Origin of the sequence: Acinetobacter sp. TG2027 (assembly GCF_000302435.1) — a bacterium.
Lineage (GTDB): Bacteria > Pseudomonadota > Gammaproteobacteria > Pseudomonadales > Moraxellaceae > Acinetobacter > Acinetobacter pittii.
The window spans coordinates 161,628-176,878 of sequence record NZ_AMJN01000008.1; the positions used below are offsets into that span (position 1 = coordinate 161,628).

Annotated in this window: 13 protein-coding genes; 6 read left to right on the forward strand and 7 right to left on the reverse strand. The window is 38.9% G+C overall.

Annotated features, from left to right (window positions below; all coding sequences use genetic code 11):
• Window positions 1–44 precede the first annotated feature (44 nt).
• The 3 genes from B806_RS0103835 to B806_RS0103845 all read right to left on the reverse strand — a co-directional run bounded on the left by B806_RS0103835 (window position 45) and on the right by B806_RS0103845 (window position 4,003).
• Window positions 45–1,154 carry an NADH:flavin oxidoreductase/NADH oxidase gene (locus tag B806_RS0103835; protein WP_005064310.1) on the reverse strand — a complete coding sequence of 370 codons (1,110 nt, stop codon included), beginning with the start codon at window positions 1,152–1,154 and terminating at the stop codon, window positions 45–47.
• Between the two features lie 9 nt (window positions 1,155–1,163).
• Window positions 1,164–3,302 carry a TonB-dependent receptor gene (locus tag B806_RS0103840; RefSeq protein ID WP_017385908.1) on the reverse strand — a complete coding sequence of 713 codons (2,139 nt, stop codon included), beginning with the start codon at window positions 3,300–3,302 and terminating at the stop codon, window positions 1,164–1,166.
• Window positions 3,303–3,436: 134 nt separating this feature from the next.
• Entirely contained in the window at window positions 3,437–4,003 is a 567-nt protein-coding gene (locus B806_RS0103845; RefSeq protein ID WP_014207579.1) for a DNA-3-methyladenine glycosylase, read from the reverse strand.
• Window positions 4,004–4,078: 75 nt separating this feature from the next.
• On the opposite strand from B806_RS0103845, the gene mutM reads away from it, so the two are divergent.
• Window positions 4,079–4,903: a bifunctional DNA-formamidopyrimidine glycosylase/DNA-(apurinic or apyrimidinic site) lyase gene (mutM, locus tag B806_RS0103850; RefSeq protein ID WP_017385909.1), complete on the forward strand. Its 825-nt coding sequence runs from the start codon at window positions 4,079–4,081 to the stop codon at window positions 4,901–4,903.
• A 19-nt stretch (window positions 4,904–4,922) separates the two neighbouring features.
• Window positions 4,923–5,213 carry a peptidylprolyl isomerase gene (locus B806_RS0103855; protein WP_002051379.1) on the forward strand — a complete coding sequence of 97 codons (291 nt, stop codon included), beginning with the start codon at window positions 4,923–4,925 and terminating at the stop codon, window positions 5,211–5,213.
• Window positions 5,214–5,301: 88 nt separating this feature from the next.
• On the opposite strand, the gene B806_RS0103860 is transcribed toward B806_RS0103855, so the two are convergent.
• The 4 genes from B806_RS0103860 to typA all read right to left on the reverse strand — a co-directional run bounded on the left by B806_RS0103860 (window position 5,302) and on the right by typA (window position 9,683).
• Window positions 5,302–6,483 (reverse strand): carbohydrate porin, encoded by a 1,182-nt coding sequence (locus tag B806_RS0103860; RefSeq protein WP_017402637.1) that lies wholly within the window; start codon window positions 6,481–6,483, stop codon window positions 5,302–5,304.
• Between the two features lie 200 nt (window positions 6,484–6,683).
• The gene (locus B806_RS0103865) at window positions 6,684–7,025 is read right to left on the reverse strand and encodes a gamma-glutamylcyclotransferase family protein (RefSeq protein ID WP_017402638.1); all 342 of its coding nucleotides are present in this window, start codon (window positions 7,023–7,025) and stop codon (window positions 6,684–6,686) included.
• Between the two features lie 134 nt (window positions 7,026–7,159).
• A complete protein-coding gene (gene mscL / locus B806_RS0103870; protein WP_014207584.1) occupies window positions 7,160–7,591 on the reverse strand; it encodes a large conductance mechanosensitive channel protein MscL in 432 nt (143 codons plus the stop codon).
• A 256-nt stretch (window positions 7,592–7,847) separates the two neighbouring features.
• Window positions 7,848–9,683 (reverse strand): translational GTPase TypA, encoded by a 1,836-nt coding sequence (gene typA, locus B806_RS0103875; RefSeq protein ID WP_017402639.1) that lies wholly within the window; start codon window positions 9,681–9,683, stop codon window positions 7,848–7,850.
• 178 nt (window positions 9,684–9,861) lie between these two features.
• Here typA and B806_RS0103880 point away from each other — a divergent pair, with 178 nt between their 5' ends.
• The 4 genes from B806_RS0103880 to B806_RS0103895 all read left to right on the forward strand — a co-directional run bounded on the left by B806_RS0103880 (window position 9,862) and on the right by B806_RS0103895 (window position 15,251).
• Window positions 9,862–11,220 carry a uracil-xanthine permease family protein gene (locus B806_RS0103880; protein ID WP_017385596.1) on the forward strand — a complete coding sequence of 453 codons (1,359 nt, stop codon included), beginning with the start codon at window positions 9,862–9,864 and terminating at the stop codon, window positions 11,218–11,220.
• Window positions 11,221–11,283: 63 nt separating this feature from the next.
• Window positions 11,284–12,297, forward strand: coding sequence for a methyltransferase (locus B806_RS0103885; protein ID WP_017385597.1), 1,014 nt, complete (start codon window positions 11,284–11,286; stop codon window positions 12,295–12,297).
• A 21-nt stretch (window positions 12,298–12,318) separates the two neighbouring features.
• Window positions 12,319–13,779: an amino acid permease gene (locus B806_RS0103890; protein WP_014207587.1), complete on the forward strand. Its 1,461-nt coding sequence runs from the start codon at window positions 12,319–12,321 to the stop codon at window positions 13,777–13,779.
• A 266-nt stretch (window positions 13,780–14,045) separates the two neighbouring features.
• A complete protein-coding gene (locus B806_RS0103895) occupies window positions 14,046–15,251 on the forward strand; it encodes an RtcB family protein (RefSeq protein WP_017385598.1) in 1,206 nt (401 codons plus the stop codon).

The window sequence follows — 15,251 nt, forward strand, 5'->3', positions numbered from 1 at the left end:
CTTAGCGAAAGAAAAATGGGCAAAGATGACTTTGCCCAATACAATTAAAAAGAGTTAAAAAGCTGCTTTAATCCATGTGGTTGGCAACGTAAATACTGAGGCGCAATTTTAACTTCTGCCCCTAAAGCCGCTGCTGCATGCCAAGGCCATCTTGGGTCATATAACATTGCACGAGCAAGACCAATAGCATCAGCTTGCTGGTTTTCCAAAATTTGTTCAGCATGTTCTGGCTCAGTAATTAGCCCTACAGCAATGACCGGAATAGACACATGCTTTTTGACTTGTTCAGCAAATGGAACTTGGTAACCAGCCCCAATCGTAATAGATTGATGCTCGTGCAAACCACCACTAGACACATGCACATAGGCTGCGCCCAATTGCTCTAAAGCTTTTGATAAACCAACCGTAGATTCAACATCCCAGTGCTCGATACTCTCTAACCAATCGGTTGCAGACAGTCTAACACCAACAGGATAACCTTCTGGTACAGCGAGTTTAATTGCCTGAAGAACCTCAAGAGTCATACGCATACGGTTTTCTAAAGAACCGCCATATTCATCAGTACGCTGATTGGCAATTGGCGATAAGAATTGATGTAGTAAATAACCATGCGCAGCATGAACTTCAATCAACTCAAACCCAGCTTCTACAGCACGTTTTGCAGCCGCTGCAAAGTCTTGTTGAACTTGTTTAATCTCAGCAATGGTCAAAGCATGTGGTGCAGCATCATGCACTGAAAAGGTACTTTCACTTGGAGCAACCGTTTGCCAACCATGAGGCTGATCTTTTGCAATCTGACCTTTACCTAACCACGGCTTTTCAGTAGATGCTTTACGTCCTGCATGTGCTAACTGAATTCCAAATGGCATTGGTGAAAGTGTATGAACCTTAGCTAACAACGCTTTGATTTGGTCACGTTGCTGATCATTCCAAAGCCCAAGGTCAGCATAGCTAATCCGACCTTCAGGTTGTACAGCAGTCGCCTCTACAATACAAAGTCCTGCGCCAGACAATGCATAATTCGCCCATTGCTGTTCATGCCAGTAAGTAATTTCACCGTCATCTGTTGCCGAATATTGGCACATCGGAGCAATTACAATTCTATTGACCAGTTGTAGTGAACCAAAGTTAACCGTTTCAAATAATTTTGCCATTTTTAATTCCTAGAATTGCTTAATTACACGTAAACCTGCACTCCAGTTACGCCCATCCGCTGGTTCAAAGTAGCGTCCAACCGGTTGAGTTGAATCATTTACGATCACTGAACCTGCATAGTTTTTATCAAATAGGTTATCAACACGGGCAAAGCTATTCACTTTCCAGTCACCCATTACCCATGCGTAACCCACATTAGCTGAGGTTACACTGTAGCTTGGCGCTGCGTCACTGTTGGTATCATTCACGTATACTTTATCCATATACTGTACATCTACCCCGCCATATAGCCCGTGCGATGGCTGCCAAGCCAAAGAGGCGTAAGCTTGGTTTTTGGCAATTCCCGGAATGGCATTGCCCGATGAAATTTGAGCAATACTTCCTAAAGCTGGAATATCAGCATCAAAAGTTGCATCTAAATATGTATAGCTAGCAGTCGCTGTTAAATCTCGCCACAACTTTTTATTCCATCCAAACTCTAAGCCTTCACGTAAGGTTTTATCTGCATTGCGGAAGGTTGATCGGCCATTTGAGTTACCGGCAGAAACGATGTCATCTTTGGTTTTAGTCTGGAATACTGCCAAAGTAAAATCACCTAATTGGTTTTGTGATTTTAAGCCTGTTTCATAGGTATTGCTTGTGGATGCGGTTAAATCAAAATTAAAACCACTTTCTCCATCTGGACGATATGCCATTTCAGTAAAAGTTGGCGTTTCAAATCCTTTGGCATAACTCACATAGGCCATCAGTTCAGGTAAAATTTGCCAGCTTAAAGCAGCCGAAGGCAAAACTTTACTGTAATCAGTCTTACCACTATCGTCGCCATTACTTAAATAGTTATCTTTAGATTTGTAATGGACATTGCTATAGCGTACGCCTGTATCTAAACGCCACGTTGGTAAGAACTGCCATGACGCTTGTAAATAGGGATCGATATTCCACAAAGTATTATCTTCATCACGGCGCAAATTACCTTTGACACCATAAGAAGGTTGACCATTTACCAAATTAAAGTTTTCAAAACCTTTACGATCTTCATCCATCGCATCTAATGCAACACCAACACTTAGAGTAGTATTTGGAAGTAATTCTTTGCCCGTCCAACGGAAGTCAGCACCATAATAATCACGTTCAAAATCAATTACCCCGCCTGCATGATTGATGCTGGCATCTTGTGTTGATTTAGGTATAGATTGATATTGAGTGACTTGGCGATTACCTAAATATGCCATGGCATAGAGTTCATTTTTATCATTAATAGGCTTAGACCATGTCACCCCTGTTTGGGTCTGTTCAATATCTTTACGGACATTAAATTGCTTTAAAAATGGAACTTGTTGCTTTGGATTAGCATTCCACTGGTCATGCGTTAAACCCTGCGGGTCGTCTGCATGAATTTTGACATAGTTGGTTATCCAGTTGATTTTGCTACCATCATCAAGATCCCAACTGAGCTTTGCATTATTTAGTACTTTTTCTGCACCGCTATGTTCTCGGTAACCATCAGTATCGAAATACGATGAACTAATAACATAGCTTGGTTCATTCGCACCCTTTGCTCCACCTTGTAGCACGAGCCCTGCTCGGCTTTTATCGTGACTGCCTCCCGAATAGCTCAGCTCAATTGAATCTTTGCCTTGCCCTTCTTTAGTAGAAGTTAAAATTGTCCCACCCGATGAGTTTCCATAAAGTGAAGAAAAAGGTCCCGTTAGAACTTCTACATGGTCCAGACTACTTAAATCGATATTAGACGTTTGGCCTTGTCCATCCGGCATTGTTGCAGGAATCCCGTCTACATAAAGGCGAATACCACGGACACCAAAAGTAGAGCGTGCACCAAAACCACGCATAGAGAGCTGTAAATCTTGGGCATAATTTTCACGATTACGAATCTGCAAACTCGGTACACCTTTCACAACTTCGGTTAAATTTACTTGTGAAGAAGTATCAACTTGAGGTGCATCTATCCGAAAAACCGAGGCCGGTGTCTGCAAATAGGTTGTATCGGTACGGGTTGCTTCCACATGTAATGTTGGCAATACAGTTACGTCTTGTGTTAAATCTTCTGCCCAAACAAGTGGGCTAGAAATACAGCCCATACTCATCAAAATACAGTAATGCAGTCGGTCTAAGCGTAATAAGGACATGCTTATTTCCTTTATTTATATTGTAGTTATGATAACAAAAAGCGGTGTCTTGTCTGGATATTGAATTCGATCTGCATTGTTGTAAATCTGGAACACTCTTCATCAATATCTAAAAATTGATTTCCAGATTAAAATTATCGACTCAAAGATGGATGATCTTTCCAGCAATATCGTTCAGGCCAATGTTTTGCTTCTTCGGCATAATCAATTCCAATCCGTGGCGTTAGAACTACTTCTGGTTGCGTTGATGCCGCTTCAACCCATAGTCCAGATTCCTCTCCCAAGGTTTGTCCTTTTAAAGTCCGATCAATCCCTAAATAGCGTGTCAATTTGCCGGGTCCAGCTAAAAGCTTATAGTCTTTTTTAGTTGAAGCACTATTTAAAAATGCAGAACGAATCATTACCCCTTCAGGCACACCTTCTGTCTGAGTAATAAGATTGAGCATTTCATACATGCCATAAATTAAATAGACGTAAATCGTGCCACCAGGGCAATACATTACCTCTGTTCGAGCGGTGCGTTTGTCATTGTAACTATGGCAAGCTTTATCACGAACGCCCAAATAAGCTTCAGTTTCACTAATTGTACAGCGGATCACTTGGCCATCAGGTTGTCGCTTACACAATACGCAGCCGATTAAATCATAAGCTACTTCTGAGGTTTCTCGTTGAAACCAGCTTAATGGTAAAATATCTGACATAGTAATCTCTGAAATATTACATACCACACGTTATACTTGATTAATCCAGTATATCTGTTAATTCTGCGAGTTGGCATGCCTGAGTTACCCGAAGTCGAAACCACTAAAACTAGTTTATTTCCATTATTGAATCAAAAAGTTCTAAGTGTTGAAGTACGCAATCCTAGCTTACGCTGGCCTATACCAGATGATGTTCAGAAACTTGTTGGGCAACGTCTCATTGGGTTAAACCGACGTTCAAAATATATTTTGGCAGAGTTTGAACAAGATCAAATGCTTTGGCATTTAGGCATGTCAGGAAGCTTTCGTCTAACCGAGCCAAATGACGAACTGAGAAAGCATGACCATCTGATTATTCAATTTGAAGATCAGCAATTACGTTACCATGACCCTCGCCGTTTTGGTTGTATTCTTTGGCTTAATCCCGAGACTCAAGGCAAACTCATAGATACTTTAGGGCCTGAACCTTTAAGTACTGACTTTGATGCGGAATATTTAGCTTCAAAACTCAAAAATAAATCTGTCGGCATAAAAATTGCACTCATGGATAATCATGTAGTCGTCGGTGTAGGCAATATTTATGCAACTGAAAGTTTATTTAATGTTGGTATTCACCCAGCTCAGCCTGCTGGCGATTTGACTATGCAACAAATTGAAAAACTCGTTGTCGAGATTAAACGAATTTTGAAATCGGCAATTGATTTAGGTGGCTCTACATTACGAGACTACAGCAATGCAATGGGTGAAAATGGTTATTTCCAGCAAACACTTCTTGCTTACGGTCGTGCTGGAGAAATGTGTGTTAACTGTGAAACCACATTAGAAAACTTAAAACTCGGTCAGCGTGCCAGTGTATTTTGCCCACAGTGCCAACCACTTAAAAAGCTGAGAAAGCCTTAATTTTTTGGAGAAAGACAACATGCAAACAGCAATTGTCCGACATATTTTAGTCAAAGATAAAGACTTAGCTGAGCAGCTAAAAAAGAAGCTACAAAGTGGCGCTGACTTTGCCAAACTTGCCAAGCAATACTCTACCTGTAATTCGGCAAAACGTGGTGGTGAACTTGGTGAAGTCAAAAAAGGGCAATTGGTGCCTGTCATTGACAAAGTTGTTTTTACAGCTGCTGAACGTGTGTTACAAGGTCCGATCAAAAGTCAGTTTGGCTATCATCTTTTAGAAGTTAAATTCAGAATGGGTAGCTTAAGATAAGCCCCCTCACAAGTTAATTTAAATTCATAAACAATAGCCCAGTTACTCAATAAAAGAGGCCATTACCAACCTCTTTTATTTTTTAAATTTACCACCAATATTCTAGTTGCATGCCAAAATTTGACCCATGTCCTGTGTTATAAAAATCACTATCAGGATATAAACGATCTCTCAAATTCTGTTCATCCTTGTTCCAAAAAGCATAGGTGTAATACAATCGAAGTTCAGGTCTGTCGTAAAATCCTGTTCCTTTTAGTGACCAAGTTGGTGCAATAGTCAATTTTGTTAGGCTTCGATTTTGATCATTGCTATCTATCTGATCATAGCTAATTTCGGTCGATATTTTAAAATGGTCTTGTACAACATAAGCCATTCGGGAGCCTATCGAAAACCATTCACTATCATTCTGATTCTTAAATTTATCTTTTTGATATATAAATTGAGCCTGTCCATTGAAAACTTTATTTTCAGATTCCCAATCTAAAACTTCAATGAATCTTAAAGAAGAATTATCCCGGTCCAACTCAGGGTTGCCAGTATAACTTAGCCCCATACCTGCTCCTTCGCCATATTGCAAAGCAACTGTATTCTTACCATTTAAGACATCGGAAGTTATATTCTGCAATGTTAAGGCCCAACCTGTATGATCTGCATCAATAATAGATAAGCCTGTATTGAGTTTATTTGTACCATTTAGCTGAATGTCTTTTATAGTAAAGTCATGTCTATTAATATATTTTTTCTGAAATACATTATCTTTTCTAGAGAAAACATAGCTTAATGACAGATCATTAATTTTATAATTATCGATCCCGAACCCTGTTCCGCTTTGGTTCCAATAGAATAAATCAGACATATGAATATCATTTCGATTATAAAATCTTCTGCCTAACCAAAGATTTGCTCCATTTAAATAAGAAATATTTTTCCAATCTAGATAGATCTGGTTTAAGCGCGTATAGCCATCGTCACCACTAAAACTTAAACTTTGACCATACTGGTTATAAAATTGAAGCATTCCATTAATACTAATCTCAGAATTATCATTCAGTTTTAGAAGACTTTGTTTAGCAAATAGCTCTGCATATTGTTCACATTCATTTCCAAGACGGTATTTTGAAGGTGCGCCAGTGAGCTGAAAACATTCTTGTAATTCCCCGCTATCTGTAACTCCTATGCCTGTACGTACATATCCTCCAATTTCAGTAGCGAAAGTAATTTGCGATATGGCATAAAACGTAGTTCCAATAATCCAAGGAGACTTCTTCATTTAAAATTCCTTTTTAAGTGTGAGTTTTCCACACTCACTTATATTCCAAGCAAGGTTGGATAAAAGGACTAATGGTTATTAGAAAGAAAACGAAGACTATTTGATTGATTTGAAAAGGCTCAAACAAGAGCCTCTATATATTATTTTTTAAAATTAGATCTAAAAGACAAAAATTGAGTTCGTGAAGCCAGCTTTTGTATTTAAATATTTTTAGCATGAGCATTCATTTGATATGTCCAAGCTTTAACAGTTTCCCCTGATTCAAGCATTACATCTACTATAACTCGTTCATATTGAAAGCCTTCAAAATCATCAAGCATCTGCCAGTTTTCAGCAAGTTTTTCTGTGCTAAATAGATAGCCTTCTACCCACTCCGCCCGAGGATCTAACACAATTGCTTTTAAGCCTTGATCTGGTCCCCAATCTAAAATATGTATGATTCCTCTTACCGAAGCTTTGGTCCACGTCCCTCCAATCTGTTCGAGAATATGAGCATTTGCTTTATTTGGACATAATGTTCCATACACAAAAAGCTGATTCATTCATCTATCCCTTTTTCAATATTCATAGTTGGCCTGATCTGCGATCTTGCAATTTTATCAATATCTTGATTCCAATATAAAATATGAAGTAATAAAAAACGGCACTCAAGGTACCGTTTTTATTTCAAATCTTATTAAGCTTGCTTTTTCAACTCATCACGAATTTCACGTAATAATTGAATATCTTCAGGAGTTGCAGCTGGAGCTTCTGGTTCATTTTTATCACGGCGAAGTCTATTTAATAATTTCACCATTAAGAACACAACCCAAGCCAAAATAATGAAGTTAATTAAAATGGTGAGGAAATTACCATAAGTTAAGACATTAACACCTGCTTTTTGCAAAGCATCTAAAGATTGTAAATTGTTAGGGTTTGCACCTAATACTATGAATTTTTGAGAGAAATCAACACCGCCACCAGTAATCACAGTGATCAGTGGCATGATAATATCTTTTACTAAAGAGTCCACGATTTTGCCAAAAGCACCACCAATAATCACACCAATGGCTAAATCCATCATATTGCCTTTAATGGCAAATTCTTTAAATTCTTGAATAATACTCATCTAAACATCTCCAGATGTCGGGGGGCCGAAACACGTCATATTTTTCTTTTTCATTGGCATCTTATCGAATTAGATAGTACTCGCCATGATATTGATAATTTAATATTTTTATCAAAAAAAGAAAGTTATTTCACACTTTAACAACATATTCTCTTACAACAAAAATATGATTTTAAGCCCACTTTAATTTCAAATATAACGATTAAAAAAACCGCTAAATTAATTTAGCGGTTTTTTCTTTTTCATTTAAGAAAAATTATTTATCACGGTTACGTTTACGTTCATTTTCAGTCAAGTAACGCTTACGGATACGAATTGATTTAGGTGTTACTTCTACTAGCTCGTCATCTTCAATAAATTCAAGCGCTTGTTCAAGCGTATATTCAATTGCAGGTACTAAAGTTAAAGCATCATCTGTACCAGACGCACGAACGTTAGTTAATTGTTTCGCTTTAGTAGGGTTTACAACCATATCGTCTGAACGAGAGTTAATACCCACGATCATACCTTCGTAAACTTCTAACTGTGGTTTAGCGAACAAACGACCACGGTCTTGTAAACTGAACAATGCATAGCCCAAGCAAGTACCTTGAACCATAGAGATCAATACACCGTTTTGACGTTTCGCAACAGTACCTTGTTTAACAGGACCATAATGCGAGAAGCTTGAAGTCATGATCCCTGTACCAGAAGTCATGGTCAAGAATTCAGAACGGAAACCAATCAAACCACGTGAAGGTACAGTTGCTTCAATACGGATACGGCCTTTACCGTCAACTTCCATATTGGTCATCTCGCCTTTACGGTGACCCATTTGTTCCATTACAGCACCTTGATGCTGTTCTTCAACGTCAAAAGTTACGTTTTCGTAAGGCTCTTGTCTTTCACCATCAATTTCTTTGATGATTACTTGTGGACGAGATACGCCCATTTCGAAGCCTTCACGACGCATGTTTTCAATTAAAACTGAAAGATGAAGTTCACCACGGCCAGATACTTTAAAACGGTCTGGACTGTCAGTGTCTTCAACACGTAAAGCTACGTTATGAATTAATTCGCGATCAAGACGTTCACGAATATTACGTGAAGTTACGAATTTACCTTCTTTACCAGCAAACGGAGAGTTGTTTACTTGGAAAGTCATAGATACTGTAGGTTCATCTACAGATAAAGCTGGTAATGCTTCAACATTTTTCGGATCACAAATCGTGTCAGAAATGTTAAGTGCGTCGATACCAGTAATACATACGATATCACCAGCAGATGCTGATTCAACATCGATACGCTCTAAACCATGGTAACCCATGATTTTTAAGATACGACCGTTACGTGTATTGCCTTCTTTATCAATTACAGTAACAGGAGTATTTAATTTTACTGAACCACGTTGAATACGACCAACACCGATAACACCTACGAAGCTGTTATAGTCAAGTGATGAAATCTGCATTTGGAATGGACCATCAACGTCAACTGCTGGTGGTTCAACGATGTCTACAATCGTTTCGAACAACGGTGTCATATCATCCGCTAATTCTTCTGGAGCAGGACCCGCTACACCACGTAAACCTGATGCATAAACGATTGGGAAATCTAATTGCTCATCAGTTGCGCCAAGGTTATCAAATAAATCAAATACTTGATCAATAACCCAATCTGGACGCGCACTTGGTTTGTCAACTTTGTTGATAATAACAATTGGTTTTAAACCACGAGCAAAGGCTTTTTGTGTCACAAAGCGAGTTTGTGGCATTGGGCCTTCTTGAGAGTCAACTAAAAGTAATACGCAGTCAACCATCGACATAACACGTTCTACTTCACCACCGAAGTCGGCGTGTCCCGGGGTATCCACGATGTTGATACGGTAAGTTGTATCAGTACGTTTATCTAACCAAGTAATAGAAGTGTTCTTTGCAAGAATGGTAATACCACGTTCACTTTCAAGCGCATTTGAGTCCATGACACGCTCAATCTCGCCTGCTCGTTCACCGAGAGCACCAGATTGCTGAAGTAGTTTATCGACAAGTGTGGTTTTCCCGTGGTCGACGTGCGCAATAATTGCGATATTACGGAGATTTTTGATATCTGACATGAAAATTCGAAACGCCTGAAATTTGAGGGCAAATTATACAGAAAAACACTACTCTTGAGTAGTGACAGTTTATTGACATTGACAAAAAAATTTTCCAATAGCCTGTAATTCGTTTTGTAAAGATAGGTATCTCGATTAGAATAGCGCCAATTTGCAAAATTGCGGCGGACCTACACCCATGTCCAATCAACACTCTCAAGACCATCTTGACCTTGTTTATGGCTTAGATGATCGACCAAAACCTTTGATCGCTTTTTTAGCAGCTTTCCAGCATTTGCTTGCGATTATTGTACCAATTGTTACACCAGGGCTTTTAATTTGTTTAGCTTTAGGCGTATCACGCACCGAAACCAACATGATTTTATCTATGTCTTTGGTGATTTCGGGTATTGCTACATTTCTTCAATGTAAAAAAGTCGGCCCGTTTGGTGCAGGTCTTCTGATTGTACAAGGCACAAGCTTTAACTTTATTGGTCCAATTATTGGTATTGGTAGTGCGATGGTTGCCGCAGGAACTCCTGTAAACCAAGTTATGGCTGCAATTTTTGGTGTAGTCATTGCTGGTTCCTTTATTGAAATGGGTGTTTCGCAAATTCTTCCATGGGTAAAAAGATTAATTACTCCCTTGGTGACTGGTATTGTTGTTCTATTAATTGGCTTAACGCTTATTAAGGAAGGCTTGATTAGTATGGGTGGTGGCTACCAAGCCATGCAAGACCATACTTTTGCAAGTGCAGACAACCTTATTATGTCATGTACCGTACTTGCTATTATTATTGTGCTAAACCGCATTCGGGTGATTTGGATTAAAAGTTCAGCCATTTTAATTGCTTTAGTGATTGGTTACATTCTTGCAGGATTTATGGGTTACCTAGATTTCTCAGGTATTAAAGATGCGCCTCTTGTACAGATTCCAACACCGATGCACTTTGGTTTAAGCTTTTCTTGGGGCTTATTCATTCCAATGGCATTCATTTATTTGGTGACCTCTTTAGAAGCGATTGGTGACGTGACTGCAACCAGTAAACTTTCAAACCAACCCGTTAATGGTCCTGAATGGATGAAACGCATTAAAGGCGGTGTTTTAGTAAATGGTGCAAACTCTTTACTCGCAGGCTTATTTAATACTTTCCCTAGCTCTGTATTTGCTCAAAATAATGGTGTAATCCAACTTACTGGGGTTGCAAGTCGTTATGTAGGTATCTGGATTGCTGCTTTACTTATTTTATTGGGCTTATTTCCAGCAGTAGCTGGTGTAATACAAGCCGTACCACAGGCGGTCTTAGGTGGAGCAGTTATGGTAATGTTCGGTGCCGTAGCTGCATCAGGTATTAATATTCTCTCATCTATTCACCTTGATCGCCGAGCACTTTTAATTATCGCAATTTCACTTGCACTAGGTTTGGGTGTTGCTCAAGTTCCTCAAATTTTGGAACACCTACCAGAATTATTTAAAAATATTTTTAGCTCTGGCGTAGCGACAGGTGGTATAGCAGCATTAATTTTAAATGTTGTACTTCCTGAAACACACAAATAACTATTTTTTAATTTTGATTACTGCCCAGTTTCCACTGGGCATTCTTCTTCATGAGAGATGTACATGGATCCTAGAAGTGAAGTGATATTAAGACAACAAGACTATTTAAAAGGTAGAATCTTGTTCATTAATGCACCGAATGATGCCTTAGTTAGTCAATTACCAGCGGATATTGATGCTTCAGTCTGGACATGGAACCATACTGACTATCAGAGCTTTATAAATAGTGGAACAAATGCACATTTCTCAGTTGAGTTTCCATTACAAGAATTCGATCAAGCCGTCATTTTTGTTCCCAAATCTAAAGAACTATTAAATTACATATTGCATGTCGTAATGAGCAATCTTAAAACTGCTCAGTCTGTTTTTTTAGTAGGTGAAAAAAAAGGTGGTGTTGAACGCGCTGCCAAACAACTACAAAGCTTCGGCAAAGTACTTAAACTCGATAGTGCACGCCACTGTCAGCTATGGCACTTAAAGATTGAAAAAACAGAACAAATTAAACCTCTCGAAAGTTGGCTTAAAAATTACACTGTTCATGTTAATGAACAAGAACTTACGATTTGTGCCCTTCCCGGTGTATTTAGCCAAAATCATCTAGATGTCGGAACTGCTGTTTTACTCCCTTATCTTAATCAGGTGAAATCAGGTAGAATTGCCGACTTCGGGTGTGGTGCTGGAATTATCAGTTGCTATTTGGCAAAAATAAATTCAAGTAATATTATTCATGCCCTAGATATTGATGCTTTCGCTTTACGGTCAACGGAAATGACTTTTAGTCGAAATGGAATAGGTTCAGACCAGTTGAGATTGCAGCCTGTTACAGGAATTGCAGACGCTCCAACAGAACTCGATGCCATTGTCAGTAATCCCCCTTTTCATCAGGGTATTCATACCAACTATGATGCAAGTGAAGGACTCTGCCAGAACGCTAAAAAACATTTAAAGGCATCAGGTGAGCTATGGATTGTAGCAAACCGTTTTTTAAACTATCCGATCTTAATTGAGAAGCACTTTGGTCAGTGCCAGATTAAAACTGATCATCAAGGCTTTAAGGTGTTATATGCCTGTGCATAACAAACTATGTAAGGAATCTCCATGAGCGAAACACATGCTCCTGAAAAACTCCAGCGTAAGCTTGGGGCTCGTCATCTGAATATGATCGCCATTGGTGGTTCCATTGGTACAGGCCTCTTCCTTGCTTCTGGATCAACCATTGCAAACGCTGGCCCTGGTGGAGCGCTACTCGCCTATTCACTCATTGGCATTATGATTTACTTCTTAATGACCAGCTTAGGTGAGCTTGCAACTCACACACCAACATCCGGTGCCTTTTTTACTTACGGCAGTCGTTATGTCGAAGAAGGCTTTGGTTTCGCTCTAGGCTGGAACTATTGGTATAACTGGGCAATTACGGTTGCATTCGAACTTGTTGCGGTTCAGTTTATTATGAAGTTCTGGTTCCCTGATATTCCAGGGTTCTATTGGAGTGCCCTGTTCCTTATTGTTATCTTTCTGATCAATGCCATGACAGTAAAGGGATTTGGGGAAAGCGAATTCTGGTTTTCGATGGTAAAAGTAATTGCGATTGTTGCATTTATTATTATTGGCTTAGCCATGATCATCAAGATTATGCTAACTCCAGGTGTTGCAACTTTCGGAAACTGGACCTACAAAGAGGCACCTTTTGTAGGCGGTTTACAAGCCATGATTGGTGTAGCAATGATTGCTGGATTCTCTTTCCAAGGAACTGAAATGGTTGGAGTTGCTGCTGGCGAATCAAAAGATCCAAAGAAGACAATTCCACTTGCAATCAAACAGATTTTCTGGCGAATCTTATTATTTTATATCCTATGTATTTTCATTATCGGCACTCTAATTGCCTATGATGACCCGAATTTATTGCAAGCAGCAGCCACTGAAGATATCGCGCTTTCTCCGTTTACATTGCTTTATGAAAGAGTAGGTTTTGCTTTCGCTGCGAGTTTAATGAATGCTGTCATTCTTACTGCTATTTTATCAGCAGGTAACTCAGGCATGTATTCCTCAACTCGTATGTTGTTTAAAATGGCTCAAGAAGGCCGTGCACCAAAGTGGTTTGCAAAACTCGATGGTCGTGGCGTTCCAATGAACGCGCTATACGCAACGACATTTATTGCTGCATTCTGTTTTTTAACGACATTTATTGGTGAAAAACAAGTATTTAACTGGCTACTCAATATGTCGGGTATGTGCGGTTTTATTGTTTGGTTAGGAATTGCGATTTCACATTATCGTTTCCGTAAAGGATACATTGCTCAAGGCTATAAATTAGAAGATTTAGCATATCGTGCCAAATTTTTCCCATTTGCACCTTGGTTTGCATTTATTCTCTGTTCAATCATTATCTTAGGACAGAACTACCAAGCCATTTTAGGTGGAAAAATTGATTGGTTAGGCTTACTTTCAACTTATATTAGCTTGCCACTGTTCTTGATCATTTGGTTAGGTTATAAGTGGAAAAATAAAACCAAATTGATCTCTTACGATCAAATGAATGTGAAGCCTGAGCAAGACTAAGAATCGGTAATTAAAAGTTAATCAAAGATCAAAAACTTGATCTTTGATTAAAAAAGCGTAAAATGCCGTTCAGATTTTCAACGGCACTTTTAAATAAGGAGGACATCATGCCATTAGTACAAGGTAAAACAGATTAAATTATTTGGCACGATGTCAGCTCACGGACAAGTGTACAAATTCACACCACTTGTCCGAATGCTTAAATTTAGAACCTAGCATTCGCTAGGTTTTTTTATGCCTGCTCGGACAAAAATAAGAGAAAAATTATGGGCATACAAAAAATATTAAACAAGGAGGCACTCTATGGTGTCCCTGTTAAAATTTTCACTCAAGACATAGATAGTGAAAGCATCGAACAACTCAAGAAAATGGCACAGCTGCAATTCATCTATTCTCATATTGCAGTTATGCCTGATGTGCATGTGGGCAAAGGTGCCACTGTAGGTAGTGTTATTCCTACTAAACACGCCATTATTCCTGCTGCTGTAGGAGTTGACATTGGATGTGGAATGAATGCAATTCGCTTGAGTTTAAAGGCTTCACAATTACCTGATAACTTAAGCCGTTTGCGTGATGCGATCGAACGTAAAGTACCGGTTGGCTTTGCTTTGCATAAACAAGTCAAAGCGAAAGCTTCTAGCATTATTCCACTTGAAAAACGCTTAGAACCAATTATCAAGAAGCATCCTGGTCTTGTCCGAATGCTTCGGCAATTTGATGCAACATGGCAAAAACAACTTGGGACCTTGGGTGGTGGTAACCACTTTATAGAGTTATGTATTGATGAGAATCAAGATGTATGGGTAATGCTACACTCAGGTAGCAGAGGGCTTGGCAATGTTATTGGCACTTATTTTATTGAGTTAGCCAAAAAAGAAGCTCAGCATCGCTTTGGCCATGTACCAGATAAAGACTTAAGTTATTTTGCTGAAGGCTCAAAAAGTTTTGATGATTATGTAGAAGCTGTAGAGTGGGCACAAGAATATGCTTTTGAAAATCGCAAAGAGATGATGCGATTAATTTTAGAAGCGATCCGCCCTCTTCTACCTTCTTTTCAAATGACAAAAGAAGCGATTAATTGTCATCATAATTATGTAAGCCGTGAAACACATTTTGACGAAAATCTATTGATTACCCGAAAAGGTGCAATTAGAGCAGGCTTAGATGAGCTAGGTATTATTCCAGGTTCAATGGGCGCACGATCTTATATTGTTAAAGGCAAAGCAAATCCTGAATCATTTTGTTCTTGTTCTCATGGCGCTGGTCGCAAGATGAGCAGAAGTAAAGCAAAAGTTCTTTTTAATCAGCAAGATCTTATTGAACAAACCCAAGGTATTGAATGCCGTAAAGACAGTGGCGTTGTCGATGAAATTCCAAGCGCTTATAAAGACATTGATGAAGTCATGGCGAATCAGTCAGATCTCATTGAAGTCGTTCATACTCTAAAACAAGTTTTATGTATTAAAGGTTAA

What these genes read in the sequence shown, in the direction of transcription:
- B806_RS0103890 (WP_014207587.1), top strand. Translation starts at nt 12,319, where the DNA reads ATGAGCGAAACACATGCTCCTGAAAAACTCCAGCGTAAGCTTGGGGCT.
- mutM (WP_017385909.1), top strand. Translation starts at nt 4,079, where the DNA reads ATGCCTGAGTTACCCGAAGTCGAAACCACTAAAACTAGTTTATTTCCA.
- B806_RS0103885 (WP_017385597.1), top strand. Translation starts at nt 11,284, where the DNA reads ATGGATCCTAGAAGTGAAGTGATATTAAGACAACAAGACTATTTAAAA.
- B806_RS0103855 (WP_002051379.1), top strand. Translation starts at nt 4,923, where the DNA reads ATGCAAACAGCAATTGTCCGACATATTTTAGTCAAAGATAAAGACTTA.
- B806_RS0103845 (WP_014207579.1), bottom strand. Translation starts at nt 4,003, where the DNA reads ATGTCAGATATTTTACCATTAAGCTGGTTTCAACGAGAAACCTCAGAA.
- B806_RS0103865 (WP_017402638.1), bottom strand. Translation starts at nt 7,025, where the DNA reads ATGAATCAGCTTTTTGTGTATGGAACATTATGTCCAAATAAAGCAAAT.
- B806_RS0103860 (WP_017402637.1), bottom strand. Translation starts at nt 6,483, where the DNA reads ATGAAGAAGTCTCCTTGGATTATTGGAACTACGTTTTATGCCATATCG.
- typA (WP_017402639.1), bottom strand. Translation starts at nt 9,683, where the DNA reads ATGTCAGATATCAAAAATCTCCGTAATATCGCAATTATTGCGCACGTC.
- mscL (WP_014207584.1), bottom strand. Translation starts at nt 7,591, where the DNA reads ATGAGTATTATTCAAGAATTTAAAGAATTTGCCATTAAAGGCAATATG.
- B806_RS0103835 (WP_005064310.1), bottom strand. Translation starts at nt 1,154, where the DNA reads ATGGCAAAATTATTTGAAACGGTTAACTTTGGTTCACTACAACTGGTC.
- B806_RS0103840 (WP_017385908.1), bottom strand. Translation starts at nt 3,302, where the DNA reads ATGTCCTTATTACGCTTAGACCGACTGCATTACTGTATTTTGATGAGT.
- B806_RS0103895 (WP_017385598.1), top strand. Translation starts at nt 14,046, where the DNA reads ATGGGCATACAAAAAATATTAAACAAGGAGGCACTCTATGGTGTCCCT.
- B806_RS0103880 (WP_017385596.1), top strand. Translation starts at nt 9,862, where the DNA reads ATGTCCAATCAACACTCTCAAGACCATCTTGACCTTGTTTATGGCTTA.